Origin of the sequence: Lentibacillus sp. L22 (assembly GCF_040812445.1) — a bacterium.
Lineage (GTDB): Bacteria > Bacillota > Bacilli > Bacillales > Amphibacillaceae > Lentibacillus_C > Lentibacillus_C daqui.
The window spans coordinates 84,346-100,155 of the sequence record NZ_JBFNXI010000009.1; the positions used below are offsets into that span (position 1 = coordinate 84,346).

A 15,810-nucleotide genomic window follows, 5' to 3' on the forward strand; every position below is an offset into this window, starting at 1 on the left:
TAATATCATAAGGAGTTAACTTTTTCAATATTTAAGAATATGAAAAATTAATTACTTTTGTTTCGATATCACAACAATTTACTTTAATCTTCATATTTCTTCTGTAGTTGAATAGAGAGCTCATCTAATTGGTTTGTACTTACCTCACTTGGCGCTTCCGTTAATAAGTCGGAAGCAGATGCTGTTTTTGGAAATAAAATCGTATCCCGCATATTTGTCCATCCTGCGAGCAGCATAATAATCCGGTCTAATCCAAGTGCGATTCCACCATGGGGAGGTGCGCCATATTCCAGGGCATCAAGTAAAAAGCCAAATTGCTCTTCCGCTTTTTCTTTACTAAATCCCAACACCTCAAACATTTTATCCTGCTGTTCGCGTTTATAATTACGGAGGGATCCGCCACCAAGCTCATAACCGTTTAATACAATGTCATAGGCGATTGCCCGAACATTTCCGGGATCAGACGTTAACTTATCCCAGTCCGCTTCTTGCGGCATCGTAAATGGATGATGGGCTGCAGAATATCTTTCCGTATCCTCATCGTACTCCAGAAGTGGCCAGTCTGTCACCCACAAGAAATTAAATTGCGTTTCATCGATTAAGTTCAATTCCTTGCCCAGCTTCAATCGTAATGCACCAAGACTGTCATAAACAATGCTTGTCTTATCAGCGCAAAATAACAGTAAGTCCCCTTCAGTCGCTTCTGCCCGATTGATTAGATTTTGTTTTTCAGCATCAGATAAAAATTTGGCAATCGGTCCTTTGACTCCATAGTTTTCCAGCTTGAGCCAGGCTAATCCTTTGGCATTATAGATCTTGGCAAATTCAGTCAGTTTATCAATATCTTTTCTGGAAAAATCGTTTGCCTGCTGCTTTACATTTAACAAACATACTTTTCCCCCATTGGCAATTGCCTGCTTGAAAACACCAAAAGAGGAATCCTGAACAATATCAGATACATGAATCAATTCCATCGCAAATCTTGTATCTGGCTTATCCGAGCCATAACGCTGCATTGCTTCGTCATAAGATAAACGGGGAAAAGGCAACGAAACGTCCAGACCTTTTACTTCCTTCATTACTTTTTTCATCATTCGCTCGGTCATTTCCATAATTTCGTCACTTGACATAAATGATGTTTCAATATCAATTTGCGTGAACTCCGGCTGCCGGTCCGCACGTAGATCCTCATCACGAAAACAGCGGGCAATTTGATAATATTTTTCAAATCCGGACATCATGATTAATTGTTTGAACAACTGTGGTGATTGCGGCAAAGCATAAAATTCGCCCGGATGTACCCTGCTTGGTACTAAATAATCTCGAGCCCCCTCTGGTGTACTCTTGGTTAAAATAGGTGTCTCCATTTCCAAAAAACCTTCATCGTTCAAAAAGTTCCTTACTGTCTGTGTTGTCTGATGCCTTAGCTTAAAAGTCTTTTGCAATGTATTCCTGCGTAAATCCAAATACCGATACTTCAGGCGTAAATCCTCACTCACATCTGTCTCATCCTGAATCATAAATGGTGGGTTTTTCGCCTTATTTAGCACAACCAGGCTGGAGGCAAGGACCTCAATATGCCCGGTTGCCATCGCCTCATTTACCGTTGATTCATCCCGTTTTACTACTTTTCCTGTTATTTCAACTACATATTCATTACGTACATCCTCTGCAACGGCGAGTGCATCCTGAGAAACTGCGGGGTTGAACACAACCTGAACAATACCTGAACGATCCCGTAAGTCAATAAAGATTAAACCACCCAGATCACGACGTTTTTGCACCCAGCCTTTCAATAAAACATCAAAATTTATATGCTCCTCTGTTAATGTACCTGCTTGAACCCGTTCATGCATTAGTTACTTCCTCCCTCAAGCAAATCTTTCATTTCGTCAGCTAACCGGGAAAGTGCAATTTCTTGTTGATCACCGGTTTTCATTGTTTTAACCGTTATCACCTGCTTTGCCAATTCTTCTTCACCAAGAATCAGAACAAATTTTGCGTGCAACCTGTCAGCAGATTTTAATTGTGCTTTCATTTTTCGCCCTTGATAATCCTGATCCACCTGGATTCCTTGTTTCCTTAGTTCATGAGCAAGTGAAACTGCCTGTTTTTTAGGCTCATCCCCAACCGCAACAATATAACAATCCAAATCATTATCAATGGGAATCTCGATGTGTTCCGCCTCCATCGCCAGCAGCAATCGCTCAAGCCCCATACCGAAACCAATTCCCGGTGTATCAGGTCCGCCTAATTCCTCGGTAAGGCCGTTATATCTGCCGCCACCACATAATGTTGTAATCGCACCAAATCCTTCTGCGTCACTCATAATTTCAAATGTAGTATGATTGTAATAATCCAATCCGCGAACAAGATTTTTATCAACCGTGTATGAAATTCCCATTCTTGTTAAGTAGTCTTTCAACTGTTCAAAATAAGTTGCCGACTCCTCATTTAAATAATCAAGTATGGACGGGGCTGTTTTCATTGCCGGGTGATCCCGATCTTTCTTACAGTCCAGAATGCGTAATGGATTTTGGGTCAGGCGTGTTTGACAATCTGTGCAAAGTTCATCCTTATGTGGTGTGAAATGATCAACTAACGCTTGTCGATAATGATCGCGACTCTCCTTATCCCCTAAACTATTGATAACCAGCTTAAGCGATGTTAATCCAAGCTCCTGGTAACAAGTCATGGCCAGTGATATCACCTCGGCATCAACTGCTGGATCAGCACTGCCAAGTACCTCTACACCAAATTGATTTAATTGACGCATCCGACCTTGCTGTGGCCGTTCATAACGAAACATTTGCATAAAATAAAATAATTTTACCGGTTGGATTGCTGAACCATATAGTTTGTGCTCAACAAATGCTCGTACGACTGCTGCTGTACCCTCCGGACGTAAAGTGATACTTCGCCCGCCCCGGTCAAGAAACGTATACATTTCTTTTTGCACAATATCGGTAGTATCACCAACCCCGCGTTGGAATACCTCGGTATGTTCAAATAATGGCGTACGAATTTCCTCATAATGGAATCGATCACAAATGTTTTTGATTACCTTTTCAACGTATTGCCATTTCTTTGCATCTTCAGGAAGAATATCGTTTGTTCCCCTCGGTGCTTTCATACTCATGGTTATACCTCCAAATCCTGATATAATATAAAAAACCCCGTCCCTAAATAAAAGGGACGAGAGCTAACCCGCGTTGCCACCCTGATTGATGCAAACCTATGCATCCACCTTTCACAGTTAACGCCTGCAAAACGTCCATACCTACTAAATAAATCCTGTCTTTTCACCATATATCAATTTTATATCATATTTGGCCTAACGGATTTATTCATTTCGATACCGAACCTAAGGAATGTCTTTCATTGGACCATCATGTAAAAATGCTTTCAGCCACTGGCATTTTCTCTCTGTTCACCTGGTTTTCAATTACTCTTTCCCTCGAGCGGTGTGTATTAATTAGAAATTGTCCGTAAATCACGAATTCATGCTCCGATATTGTTTCGAATGATTATAATCATAAGCGGTGTGAAATAGAAAGTCAAGCGCGAATGATCTTCTTCTTTAACATTTTTACCTCACCTAGTGAAATTCCCAACTCCTGGGCTATTTCCAGATGGTTCAAACTATTCTCCAACTCCATGAACCGATGAAGATCCACTCCATATATATCTTTGTTCTGTTGTGCATTCCAATGCTTATCGGCATATCGCATACTCATTCCTCCTGCAATTAGTTTTGCCGATTAATGCATTTTTTATGAATGAAAATGGCATACTAACAGCTTAAACAAGGAGGAATCTACTTGCGCACTTGGTTAAAGCTTGTGTTTTGTTTTGGAATTGTTTGCGGTTTAGCCTTTATTATTTATTTTTATCGAATAGAAACAAGCAAACAAGAAACTGACATGAATACCAATGAGCCATCACCGAAAATCACAAACGATAATCCTTCACAGACAGATGAACGAATGAGGAACAAAACGATCGTAATTGATGCGGGTCATGGCGGAACGGATACGGGGGCTATTAGTACTTCCGGAGTTTTTGAAAAAGACCTGACATATGAAACTGCCTCATTATTAAAAAAGATCCTAACTACAATAGGTGCAGACGTTATCATGACCAGGGAACATGATGATTATATAACGTTGGCAACCCGGGCGAATCTTGCCAATATGAATGAAACAGATGCTTTCATCAGCATTCATTATAACAGTGTACAAGAGTTGCCTGAAGTAACAGGGATTAGTACTTTTTATTATGATAAAGCAAACAAACAGCTGGCTGAAGTAGTACAAACAAACATTATTGGGGAAACAAAGGCGAATGACCGAGGAATTTCCTTTGCTGACTTTCAGGTCCTTAGGGATAACATAAAACCTGCCATTCTTTTGGAACTAGGGTTTTTATCCAATCAAGAAACAGAACAAAAGCTCCTGGACAAAAACTACCAGCAGCAGATGGTTGACGGAATCACGAAAGGATTACTTACATTTTTCTCAAAAGAACACACAACCGATTGATCCTTGAGCAAAGGAATAGCGTTACCACCATCATCCCTTTGCTACCTGTCTTTGCTATCAATAATCATGGTTACAGGGCCGGGGTTGGTAAATGATACATCCATCATTGCACCAAATTGACCAGTGGCAACGAGAACACCTTCTGCACCTGCAAGCTCATTAAAATAATGATATAGCTCGTTTGCCTGATCCGGTTTTGCCGCTTGCATGAAATTAGGTCTTCTTCCCTTTCTCGTATCTCCGTATAAGGTAAATTGGGATATCGACAGCAACCCGCCGGAAACATCCTTTAGCGATTTATTCATTTTTCCATTTTCATCTTCAAAGATACGCATATGAACAATTTTACGAACGAGATATTCAGCATCTGCCTTTGTGTCCCCGTGGGTCACCCCCAGGAAAACGACCAACCCTTCTTTTATTTCGCCAATTATTTCTCTATTCACCGAGACACTCGCTCGATGTGCCAGTTGAACTACAGCCTTCACGATTGTGCTCCCCCTTTTGCAAAGATGTTCCAAAAGTCCGACCTGAAACACTTTACTTCACCTATTGTAATGTTCGAGTCACTGTATAAATATCTTTGATTTGTTTAATTCGTTCGACAATTTTCCGTAAATGAGCTGTATTATGGACCAAAATGGTAATGGTAAAGTTAGCTATTTTGTTGCGGTCTGAGCCACCATTAACCTGTGTAATATTGGTTTTTGTTTCATTGATTGCCTGTAATACTTCATTTAACAAGCCTCGTCGATCATATCCGGATATCTCCAAATCCACATGATACTGCTTTTTGTCTACCTGATGATTTTCCCATTCCACATGCAAGTAACGTTGTTTCGCTTCCTCTGTCTGTACATTGGGACAATCTGCACGATGAACAGAGACACCGCGACCTTTCGTAATATAACCGACTATCGGATCACCCGGAACCGGATTACAGCATTTGGACAACCGCACTAAGACATTATCGACGCCTTCTACCTTGACACCTGAATCCCGCTTGCGTGCAGGCTTCTTCTGGTTTACATCCGCTTTCACCTCTTCAAGTGTCTGCGAAAGTTCCTGCTCCTTTTGTTTTTCTTTCCGCAGTTTATCCGTCAGCCGTGTTGCAATGAGTGCTGCCGTTATCCCCTGATAACCAACTGCAGCATACATATCATCTTCATTCGCGAAATTAAATTTTTCAAAAACACGTTGAAGATTTTCTGTTGTTAATACATCCTTTGGCTCATACGACAATGCCTTAATTTCTTTGGCAACTAATTCTTTTCCTTTGGCAATATTTTCATCCCGGCGTTGCTTTTTAAAAAACTGTTTGATTTTGTTTTTAGCCTGCGATGTTTGGGTAACCTTTAGCCAGTCTTGTGAAGGTCCATAGGAATGTTTCGAAGTCATCACTTCAACAATGTCGCCGTTTTTTAGCTGATAATCAAGCGGCTCCATTTTCCCGTTAACCTTTGCACCAATTGTCTGGTTGCCGATTTCTGTATGGATTTTATAGGCAAAATCCAGCGGAACAGAACCAGATGGCAATTCAATAACGTCTCCTTTTGGGGTAAAAACATATACCATGTCCGAAAACAAATCGACCTTTAAGGATTCCATGAACTCCTCGGCATCATGCGCTTCATTTTGCCACTCGAGAATTTCCCTGAACCAGGTTAGTTTTTTTTCAAATGACTGTTTATTTTTGTTTACCTGTTTGCCTTCCTTATAGGCCCAATGTGCAGCAATACCATATTCAGCTATTTCGTGCATTTCTTTCGTTCGTATTTGTACTTCCAACGGATCTCCTTTTGGCCCGATAACCGTTGTGTGTAATGACTGATATAGATTTGGCTTGGGCATGGCAATGTAATCTTTGAATCTGCCCGGCATAGGTTTCCAACAGGTATGAATAATACCCAATACTGCATAACAATCCTTAATACTATTTACAATGATACGGACGGCAAGCAAATCATAAATTTCGTTAAATTGTTTGTTTTGTTTAACCATTTTTCGGTAAATACTATACAGGTGTTTGGGTCTGCCGGAAATATTCGCTTTAATATTTACATCCTCCAGCTGTTCATTCACCTCATCCATTACTTCTTTGACATACTTTTCACGTTCGTCTCTTTTTTGCCGCATTAATTGAACGATCCGATAATATTGCTGCGGATTTAAGTAACGTAAAGCAGTATCTTCCAGCTCCCACTTAATGGTAGATATTCCTAATCGATGGGCCAACGGTGCGAAAATTTCCAGCGTTTCATTCGAGATACGACGCTGTTTTTCCGGTTTTAAATGCTTTAATGTCCGCATATTATGCAGCCGATCCGCCAATTTGATTAGAATAACACGTATATCCTTTGCCATGGCTACGAACATTTTACGGTGATTTTCGGCTTGAAGTGCTTCTTTTGATTTATATTTTATTTTGCCAAGCTTCGTTACACCATCAACAAGCATGGCGACTTCATGATTGAACGCTTCTTCAATTTGATCAAGCGTAATCGTTGTATCCTCTACCACATCGTGCAAAAACCCACCGGCAATCGTTTCCGGATCCATTTCCAAACCAACAAGGATCCCAGCAACCTGAACCGGGTGAATAATATACGGCTCCCCTGACTTGCGAAATTGGCCCCGATGCACCTCGTATGCAAATTCGTATGCAAGGCGGATGAACGCAATATCTTCTTCATCAAGATACTTTTCCGCTTCACTTATCACATTCTCCACTGTCATTATTGTTTCTTTTGCCATGTAATCACCTTTATTCGCTACTTTAGCATTCTTTTTAGAGGTTGTATAAAGGGGGAACTTCCGCTAAAACCGGCCGCGTCCTGTGTCCTGTACAAGCCCTCCTTTTTGAACACGAGCTATAAATTAAGAAGTCTGACGAAAATGTATAACAATCGCCAGACCTATTATATCTTCAAAAACACCTATCAATATTCCATCAAAGTCAAAACTTCATAGCCGGTAAGCTTATCCCGGCCATTTAAATAGGTAAGTTCAACTAAAAAGGCACAGCCTACAACAACCCCGCCAAGTTCTTCAACTAATTTAATCGTTGCTTCTATTGTACCACCAGTGGCAAGTAGATCATCTGTTATTAATACACGCTGTCCTGGTTCAATGGCATCTTTATGGATGGTCAGAACATTTTTACCGTATTCCAGCCCATAGTCCACCTTAATCACTTCACGTGGCAGCTTTCCTTCCTTTCGAACAGGTGCAAATCCAACCCCCAAGGCATACGAAACCGGACAACCGATAATAAATCCTCTTGCTTCCGGACCAACTACAAGATCGATAGCCTTTTCTTTTGCAAAGTTCACAATCTCATCCGTAGCAGCTTTAAATGCGTCACCATTAGCCATCAATGGGGTAATATCTTTAAATTGAACGCCAGCCTTTGGCCAGTCTTCCACTATTTTAATATAGTTTTTATAATCCATGGGTTACTTCTTCCTTCCTGCTCGCTTCGGTATCATTCATCCATAATGAAAACCACTTTTTTAATGTTGGATAATTGGAATAGTATAAGGTCTTTTCAATATCAGCTTGTCTTAATCGCTCCTGAAAAACTTTTGAATCTTGTAAATCACGTTTAACAGGGCTTGTATTTACCCGAATAACTCCATTCTCTATTTTAACAAATCCCAACTCAAAAAACACCTTTGACATAAAAATAATGCGATCCTTCGTCCATCCTCTTGCCTGCATCAACATCTCCAGCTGTTGATTCAAATCAATCGACTTATGAATAAGGATTTGTTTATAAAACCATTTGAAATCATCTCTAGACGGAAATACTTGCATATACTTACTATTTTCCACATAGAAACAGGCATGTATACGTGAGGGTTGCGTTCGCTTAATTAATTCCTCAAGCTGCTCTAAACTTGGTGGAAGATCGAATAGATATAAAGATTTTACCTGAGATACAATTGAAAGGTCCGTTTCGTAGCTGATTGTCTTGATTTGTTCCGGAATGCGTTCGGACTTTGCTTCACATACCACTAAATCAGTATTCGGATCAGGATCGTATTGTAAAATAGAAACATCTTTTTTTCCGCGATGATCAAACAGCTGCCATTCATCAATTCGTAAATCCTGGATTACCATTTGTGGTTTTCGGATGCCATTCCATTCATTAATTCCTAACTCGCCAACGAGCGATACAACAGTTTGCGATGAGATTTTCGGGAATAATCCCCCCAGACCAAACCCAATTCCATCCAGTTGTCCGGTAGCATCCCGAAACTGCAATTTTAAATGTGCTTGATTATTTCCTAGCTGGCGAATGTCTGTCGGTATATGTTTTATATGAAAAACAGGTTTTGGATTAGCCATACCAAACGGCGCGAGTTGGCTGATTTCTGTTATCAGAGACTCATTAACTTCGGCTATATTTACTGTTTTGCTCACTACGATTTCCTGCTTAAAATCATCTTCAGTTAATTCCCGTTGGATGCATTCATTCAATCCATCGGTTAATTTAGTGACATTCATCATTGGCAACGTCATACCAGCTGCTTGGGAATGACCGCCAAAATGTGTAAATAGTTCCCGGTACCTCATGCAATTTCGGAAAAGATCAAAGGCAGGTATACTTCGTGCAGAGCCTTTTGCCGATTCTTGTTCCGGGTTTATTGCCAACACGATTGCCGGACGGTCATATTTTTGCACCAATCTGGAGGCTACTATCCCCAAGACACCTTCATTCCAGCCCTCTTTGGCAACAACAATCACACCTTCACGGGATTTTGGGGAAATCATATCCTCTGCTTCCTTGACAATTTCGGCAACAACTTTCTTTCGTTGTTTGTTTAACGCTTCTACCATTTCTGCCAACTCTGCTGCCTCATTCAAATCATCACAGAGCAATAACTGAACTGCTAAGCCGGCATCTTGCATGCGTCCAACAGCATTAAGGCGTGGTCCAATTAAAAAGCCAATATCATCTTCGGTTACGATTCCTTCTATGTTACAAATCTTTTTTAGTGCTTTTAATCCAGGTCGCTTTGTTTTTGTTAGCTTTTGCAAACCGTGGAATGTCAATATGCGATTTTCGTCAATCAACGGAACCAAGTCGGCAACGGTTCCAATTGCCACAAGATCCAATAATTGTTCGGGAAAATAACCTAATAGCTGTTCAGCAAATTTAAAAGCAACACCAACCCCGGCAAGCTCTGAAAAAACATAATCAGGTGAACACTTTGGATGAACGATGGCAAACGCATCCGGTAGTGTTTCCTGTGGTTCGTGATGGTCCGTGATAATTAAGTCTATCCCCAGCTCTTTTGCAACATCCGCTTCATGAACGGCCGCTATTCCATTATCGACCGTTATGATCAAACGAAAGCCATTTGTGTATGCCTTTTGAAAGGCTGCTTCATTCGGTCCATATCCTTCCGTGAACCGGTTGGGAATATAATAATCGCAGTTCGCACCAAGTGTTTGTAAAGCTAATAATAATACGGCGGTCGAGCTGACACCATCCGCATCATAATCCCCATAGACAAGAATTGGTTCTTGTTGTTCAATCGCTGTATGTACACGGGCACAAGCCCTTTCAATTGATGCCAGATAGCTAGGATTGTGCAATTTTGCCAGGCTGGGAGATAAGAAATCAACCGCTTGATCGGTAGTTGTTATTCCGCGTTGTATTAAAAGATCTCTTATTATTGGTGATACTGTTAACCTATCGTCTTCTAATTGTGACGATTCCTCTGTTGTCGTAAACTTCCACTTTTTACTACTTGATAACATACTTTCACCCCTGACTAGCCTATTATACACAAATCATGTCAGGAGTGGCAATCAGAAAAGTGTAAACCTCTTGTCAGCGCGTTGAATTATTTGGGTTATCTTTATTGCTGTTCGCCGACTGTTGTTTATCATACTGATGACGCAACTTATCAGCCAATCCATGTTTCTGCAATAATTGCTTCATTTCCCGATTCTCTGCTTTTAGTGACCGGGCTTCCCGCTGCAATCGAAATAATCGGATCGCCCCAACAGCGGCAGTAATAATGCCCCCCATCAAAACAGAAAATAATATAACCAGAATAAGCGGTGCCGAGCCTGACCAAAACAGATAATTTACCTCAACCGTATCAACATTGGTCACTGCAAATATAGCTACAATGATCACAACAACAATTGCCAGAATTACATAAGTTTGTCCACGCATAATGCTCCTCCTTATGTCATGTTTATTACCCTGATTTATTAGCAAACAAACCCTTGTTACCAAAATGTAACAAGGGTTTGGATCGTTATTTTTGATATTAAACCTGCGGTCCCTCTGTACGTTTTTTCTTTGCAAACACAACTGGTTTTTTCTTCAGCATTTTACCGCGCCATACCAACCAGAGTTGGGAGGCCAGGAACAAGGACGAATACGTACCCATAATCAGTCCAACTGCCAGGGCAATTCCAAATCCTCTAATCGATTCAGCACCTAAAAACAAGAATGCCAACACAGCAATTAATGTCGTAAGTGACGTGTTGATACTACGCGTCATTGTTTGTACTAAACTTCGGTTGACAATTTTGGCAAGTTCTCCAAACGATTTGACCCGCTTTTTATTTCGGATATTTTCTCTGATCCGGTCAAAGGTAACAATCGTATCATTTATGGAATATCCAATAATGGTCAGAACCGCAGCAACAATTGTCGCATCAAATTCAAGCCTGGTAAAACTGAAGAATGCCAGGATAAAAAATACATCGTGGAGCAACGCAATAATGGCAGTAATCGCAAAGAAAAATTCGAATCGGAACGCCACATAAATAATCATGCCGATCGAAGCAACTGCGAGTGCTTTTAATGCATTCTTAACCAGTTCCTGCCCGACAATTGGCGATACCACACTAACACTAGGATCTTCACCATACTTGTCATTGGCATAATTTTTTAAGTCGGCGATTTTGTCTTTATTAAGAACCGTATCGTAACGGATAACTGCAACATTATTGTTATCCCCGGAAATAACCGGTTTTTCCTTAGGTTTAATGTCCAGCTCATCCAGATCTTTGACAATTTCATCCGCTGATAGCGAATGATCACTCATAATCTGCACTCTTGACCCACTGGTAAAATCAATTCCCGGATTTAACTTGAAGATCGCAAGTGCAATAACACCGAGTATGACCATCAATGTCGATGCAATAAAGAATTTTTTTCGGTGTTTAACCGGATTGATTTCCCGGCGAAACAGCGTTGGCTCTACCTCGGTCCGATCCCGGATATCCCGAATATCTTTTTTCTTCACGCCGAACCAGCCTGGACGATTTTTCAGGAACTTTGATTTAATCCAAAGTTGCAGCAAAAGTCTTGAACCATAAACGGCGGTAAGGAAACTAACCAGAATACTGAGAATCAGCATGGTCGCAAACCCTTTTATCGAGCTTGTCCCAAAAATAAACAGTACAGCAGCTGCCAGGATTGTTGTGATGTTGGCATCAAGAATGGACGGCAATGAGTTGCTTGTCCCTGCTTTAAATGCGGATTGTAATGATTTCCCATCCCGCATTTCTTCTTTTATGCGTTCGAACGTGATTACATTCGCATCAACAGCCATTCCGACGCCAAGGATTAGTGCGGCAATCCCCGGTAATGTCAATGTACCATGCAACAGCTCAAAGAATAATAAAATGAGATAAATATAGATACTTAAATTAATGGATGCAATCAGACCCGGAAAACGGTAAACAACGATCATGAATAAGAAGACCGCAGCTATACCAATTATTCCTGCAAACACTGTGTTATTTAGTGCTTGCTGCCCAAATTGCGCACCAACGGATGTAGAATATTTTTCCGTTAAATTAACCGGTAGTGATCCTGAATTAATTACATCCGCCAAACGCTGCGCGGAATCAACCGTAAAATTTCCACTGATCATTACATTGGTTGTATTTAGTGTTTGTGATACTTGTGGAGCGGAAATGTATTTCGGATCATCTTTTTGATTTTCCTCGGCAAATGAATCACCTTTTTGATAATCCATCCAGATAACAAGCAAATTATCGGCATAAGGTGTATCTGGATCATTCATATCCTTAATTTTACTGGTAACATCCGCAAATTTTTCGGCACTCTTTAACGACAATGTGACAATCGGCTGTTTTGTGTCCGGGTCAAAATCCTGTTTGGCGCTGCCTTCTTTTACATCGGCACCATTTAGCAGTTCTTTGTCATTTACATCCCTGAAAGATAAACGGGCTGATGTAGCTAGTAACTCCCTTGCCTCATTTTGATCTTTAACCCCGGCAAGCTGAACCCGGATCCGATTTGGCTCCTCAATATCGATGTTCGCTTCACTAATACCAAGACGATCCACCCGCTCAGTCAGTGTACGAACAGTAGCCTCAAGTAATTGCCGATCTACCTTTTGATGTTCATTAACCGGATGCACATCATACAAGACCTCAAAGCCGCCCTGCAGATCCAGTCCCAAATTTATTTTCTTGGTAATTCCTGTTATCGTTGTCCCAATCAATCCCGCGAACAAGAGGATGATTAGAAAAAAGGCAACGATCCTGCCTCTGTTTTTCATCTACTAGATTGCCTCCCTTTATATCGGTAGCGCATTTTAAACCTGATAAACTGCATTAATCTGTTTCATTCCCATCGTCCGTTAATGCAGCAATGGATGCTGCTAAATCATCATCCTGATACGCTTCAAGTGTTAAATAACTCATATATACATTTGATGCAAGGTGAAAAATATCATTCGTCACCTCATATAAACGTTTGGTTGGGTTTCCTTTCCAAACCTTTTTTACCAAGCAATCCCAAATGTCATCATTGGTTGCCTGCATATACCCCATTAGCCTTAACTCACTCGTCTTGCTATCCAATGCAGGCTTGATGTGTGATTTCCATTGTTCCACACGTTGCACCTTTTCCACACTGTTCCCTCCTGTTATCGGGATATACCTGTCGAAAGAAAAAATCAGCTGCAAAGTAATTTTCGACCCTATGTAAACAGCAATAACAAATAATATCTTACACCGTTTCACCACAAGATGTAAATATTGTCATGCTTGGCCAACTTCATAGCATATATATCATTGTATACGAAAATTTATTTTTTGAGAAGGCAGGACGTACAAAATGACCAAACAATCATTTCTACAAGGAACATTAATATTAATTATGGCTGGTATGATTACCCGTTTTCTCGGATTTATCAATCGCATGGTACTTGCACGATTTCTGGGCGAGGAAGGTGTGGGCATTTATATGATGGCACTGCCAACCCTCTTTCTCGTCATGACCCTGACCCAATTAGGCTTGCCTGTTGCAATTTCCAAACGTGTGGCCGAAGCAGAAGCCAAAAATGATCGTGTGAAGGTTAAAAAAATCCTTACCGTATCGTTAATCGTAACTGCGGTATCCAGTATTGTTTTTACCATAGGTATGATTGCTTTTTCACCATTTGTCGCTTCCTTAACCGATAAACGAACGTTATATCCATTGATTGCAATCAGTCCAATTATCCCAATCACCGCTGTCTCTGCAGTGCTTAAAGGGTACTTCCAAGGGAAACAAAACATGAAACCGCAAAGCTATACCCTGGTCATCGAACAAGTTGTCAGGATCACCAGTGTTGCTTTATTCATTAAACTGCTGCTGCCTTATGGGATTGAATACGCAGCAGCCGGTGCCATGTTTAGTGTTATTCTCGGCGAATTTGTATCTTTGCTCGTGATGATCCAAATTTTCAAGCGTAAAAAAACGATCAAGATTCGCTATCGATTTTTCACGTATCTAAAGGCTAGTAAACATACACTAAAAGAATTATTTTCGATTGCCTTGCCTAGTACAGGCAGTCGTTTAATTGGTTCTTTCTCCAATTTTTTGGAACCAATCCTGGTCGCACAAAGTTTGGCTATCGCGGGAATATCAAGCAGTCTGGCAACAAAGCAGTATGGTGAACTAACCGGATTCGCCTTGCCATTACTATTTTTGCCAACATTTATTACCAATTCCTTATCGATTGCCCTTGTTCCATCGATATCTGAGGCGGACGCAAAAAGACATGACCGATTAATTCATTACCGAATCCACCAATCCATTCGTATTTCCTTTGCTTCCGGGGCTCTTGCCACCATTATACTAACACTTTTTTCCGTACCTATATTAACATATATGTATGGAACCGGAAATGCAAGCAAATTCTTAGTACTTATGGCCCCTTTTTATTTACTGCTTTACATCCAGGCACCATTACAATCTGCATTACAGGCCCTTGATTTGGCCAGGCCAGCCATGTGGAACAGTTTGATTGGTGCAGCCTGTAAATTTACCGTACTGATTTTGTTGGCATCCAATCCAAATTTCGGAATTATGGGAGTAGCAATCGCCATGTCAGCGAGTGTTGTATTGGTAACCTTGCTGCATTTGGTATCCCTTAACAAGGCGATTCATTATTCAATCCCTTTTAAAGATGTGATAAAAATGATTGTTTTGCTTGTAACTACTTGGTTTGTAGGGGAATTTTTCAAAGCAATCTATCAACATATGGATCCAAATATCCTGATTTTCTTTTTGATGTTGTTCGTTATTGGCTGTTTATATATTGTTCTGTTGTTTGTCCTAAGGTTTATTACCAGAGAAGAATTGAAGCAGCTTCCGATTATTCAAAAGTGGGTTTAATCTCTGGACAGTGTCAAAAGCATCTGGGGCAATACAGGATACAGACCAGTCATTTGAAATTTTTTCAGTCTATTTTCTGTACAGGCGAATAAAATGACAATAAGTGGACAATCAAGGGAGGGAAGAATTTATGAGAGGAAAACAGCTTACCGCATTACTGTATGGCTGGATCGTTATCCTCGGTCTTATTTTGTTAACGAGTTTTGTTTTGGGACTTCTGCTCCGATTTACCAGCATGAATGAAACGACACTATCCTGGGCCAGCTTAATCATCGGACTTATTGCATTATTCATCGGTGGTATTGTCGCCGGCGTAAAAAGCAAAAAAAAGGGTTGGATTATCGGAACAGTAACAGGGTTGGGTTTTACCCTATTTATCTTTCTTGTACAATATTTAGGTTTCCAGCAAACATTTTCATTGGAACAGACCCTGCACCACCTGGGATTTATTGTTGCAGCCCTTTTTGGTGGTGTTATCGGAGTAAATGTAGCAGGGCAGGAAAGCAATTAAACTCATACCATTTAACCCAAAAGAGGAACAGGCAATGCCTGTTCCTCTTTTTCTATGTAAAATAACTTTTTGCAGCATAAGCAACAGAC

At 40.6% G+C, this 15,810-nt stretch carries 13 protein-coding genes and 1 other annotated feature; of the genes, 3 read left to right on the forward strand and 10 right to left on the reverse strand.

Annotated features, from left to right (window positions below; genetic code table 11):
• Window positions 1-83 precede the first annotated feature (83 nt).
• The 3 genes from aspS to ABRT01_RS06735 all read right to left on the reverse strand — a co-directional run bounded on the left by aspS (window position 84) and on the right by ABRT01_RS06735 (window position 3,731).
• Window positions 84-1,856, reverse strand: coding sequence for an aspartate--tRNA ligase (gene aspS, locus ABRT01_RS06725; RefSeq protein ID WP_367746649.1), 1,773 nt, complete (start codon window positions 1,854-1,856; stop codon window positions 84-86).
• Window positions 1,856-3,139: a histidine--tRNA ligase gene (hisS, locus tag ABRT01_RS06730; protein WP_367746651.1), complete on the reverse strand. Its 1,284-nt coding sequence runs from the start codon at window positions 3,137-3,139 to the stop codon at window positions 1,856-1,858. The genes aspS and hisS overlap by 1 nt, the downstream gene beginning before the upstream one ends.
• A gap of 49 nt (window positions 3,140-3,188) precedes the next feature.
• Window positions 3,189-3,471: a binding site (T-box leader), on the reverse strand.
• An 86-nt stretch (window positions 3,472-3,557) separates the two neighbouring features.
• Window positions 3,558-3,731, reverse strand: coding sequence for a sigma factor-like helix-turn-helix DNA-binding protein (locus tag ABRT01_RS06735; RefSeq protein WP_269412107.1), 174 nt, complete (start codon window positions 3,729-3,731; stop codon window positions 3,558-3,560).
• Between the two features lie 90 nt (window positions 3,732-3,821).
• Between ABRT01_RS06735 and ABRT01_RS06740 the strand changes: the two genes are divergently transcribed.
• Entirely contained in the window at window positions 3,822-4,541 is a 720-nt protein-coding gene (locus ABRT01_RS06740; protein ID WP_367746652.1) for an N-acetylmuramoyl-L-alanine amidase family protein, read from the forward strand.
• A 41-nt stretch (window positions 4,542-4,582) separates the two neighbouring features.
• Here ABRT01_RS06740 and dtd read toward each other — a convergent pair whose 3' ends face one another.
• The 7 genes from dtd to ABRT01_RS06775 form a co-directional block, all read right to left on the reverse strand.
• A complete protein-coding gene (gene dtd, locus ABRT01_RS06745; protein ID WP_367746653.1) occupies window positions 4,583-5,029 on the reverse strand; it encodes a D-aminoacyl-tRNA deacylase in 447 nt (148 codons plus the stop codon).
• A gap of 61 nt (window positions 5,030-5,090) precedes the next feature.
• On the reverse strand, window positions 5,091-7,295 hold the full coding sequence (locus ABRT01_RS06750; protein WP_367746655.1) for a RelA/SpoT family protein: 2,205 nt from the start codon (window positions 7,293-7,295) through the stop codon (window positions 5,091-5,093).
• Between the two features lie 185 nt (window positions 7,296-7,480).
• A complete protein-coding gene (locus tag ABRT01_RS06755; protein WP_269412103.1) occupies window positions 7,481-7,993 on the reverse strand; it encodes an adenine phosphoribosyltransferase in 513 nt (170 codons plus the stop codon).
• Window positions 7,983-10,310 (reverse strand): single-stranded-DNA-specific exonuclease RecJ, encoded by a 2,328-nt coding sequence (gene recJ / locus ABRT01_RS06760; protein WP_367746656.1) that lies wholly within the window; start codon window positions 10,308-10,310, stop codon window positions 7,983-7,985. The genes ABRT01_RS06755 and recJ overlap by 11 nt, the downstream gene beginning before the upstream one ends.
• A gap of 73 nt (window positions 10,311-10,383) precedes the next feature.
• A complete protein-coding gene (locus ABRT01_RS06765; RefSeq protein ID WP_269412101.1) occupies window positions 10,384-10,734 on the reverse strand; it encodes a LapA family protein in 351 nt (116 codons plus the stop codon).
• A 97-nt stretch (window positions 10,735-10,831) separates the two neighbouring features.
• Window positions 10,832-13,105 (reverse strand): protein translocase subunit SecDF, encoded by a 2,274-nt coding sequence (gene secDF / locus ABRT01_RS06770; protein ID WP_367746657.1) that lies wholly within the window; start codon window positions 13,103-13,105, stop codon window positions 10,832-10,834.
• A gap of 55 nt (window positions 13,106-13,160) precedes the next feature.
• Complete coding sequence (locus tag ABRT01_RS06775; RefSeq protein WP_367746658.1) at window positions 13,161-13,460, reverse strand: post-transcriptional regulator; 300 nt, start codon at window positions 13,458-13,460, stop codon at window positions 13,161-13,163.
• A 205-nt stretch (window positions 13,461-13,665) separates the two neighbouring features.
• Here ABRT01_RS06775 and spoVB point away from each other — a divergent pair, with 205 nt between their 5' ends.
• Both spoVB and ABRT01_RS06785 read left to right on the forward strand, forming a co-directional pair.
• A complete protein-coding gene (gene spoVB / locus ABRT01_RS06780) occupies window positions 13,666-15,210 on the forward strand; it encodes a stage V sporulation protein B (RefSeq protein WP_367746660.1) in 1,545 nt (514 codons plus the stop codon).
• A 130-nt stretch (window positions 15,211-15,340) separates the two neighbouring features.
• Window positions 15,341-15,721 (forward strand): TIGR04086 family membrane protein, encoded by a 381-nt coding sequence (locus ABRT01_RS06785; protein WP_269412097.1) that lies wholly within the window; start codon window positions 15,341-15,343, stop codon window positions 15,719-15,721.
• Window positions 15,722-15,810 lie beyond the last annotated feature (89 nt).

Coding starts and splice junctions, on each gene's coding strand:
- aspS (WP_367746649.1), bottom strand. CDS start 1,856: ATGCATGAACGGGTTCAAGCAGGTACATTAACAGAGGAGCATATAAAT.
- hisS (WP_367746651.1), bottom strand. CDS start 3,139: ATGAGTATGAAAGCACCGAGGGGAACAAACGATATTCTTCCTGAAGAT.
- ABRT01_RS06735 (WP_269412107.1), bottom strand. CDS start 3,731: ATGCGATATGCCGATAAGCATTGGAATGCACAACAGAACAAAGATATA.
- ABRT01_RS06750 (WP_367746655.1), bottom strand. CDS start 7,295: ATGGCAAAAGAAACAATAATGACAGTGGAGAATGTGATAAGTGAAGCG.
- ABRT01_RS06755 (WP_269412103.1), bottom strand. CDS start 7,993: ATGGATTATAAAAACTATATTAAAATAGTGGAAGACTGGCCAAAGGCT.
- recJ (WP_367746656.1), bottom strand. CDS start 10,310: ATGTTATCAAGTAGTAAAAAGTGGAAGTTTACGACAACAGAGGAATCG.
- ABRT01_RS06765 (WP_269412101.1), bottom strand. CDS start 10,734: ATGCGTGGACAAACTTATGTAATTCTGGCAATTGTTGTTGTGATCATT.
- secDF (WP_367746657.1), bottom strand. CDS start 13,105: ATGAAAAACAGAGGCAGGATCGTTGCCTTTTTTCTAATCATCCTCTTG.
- spoVB (WP_367746660.1), top strand. CDS start 13,666: ATGACCAAACAATCATTTCTACAAGGAACATTAATATTAATTATGGCT.
- ABRT01_RS06785 (WP_269412097.1), top strand. CDS start 15,341: ATGAGAGGAAAACAGCTTACCGCATTACTGTATGGCTGGATCGTTATC.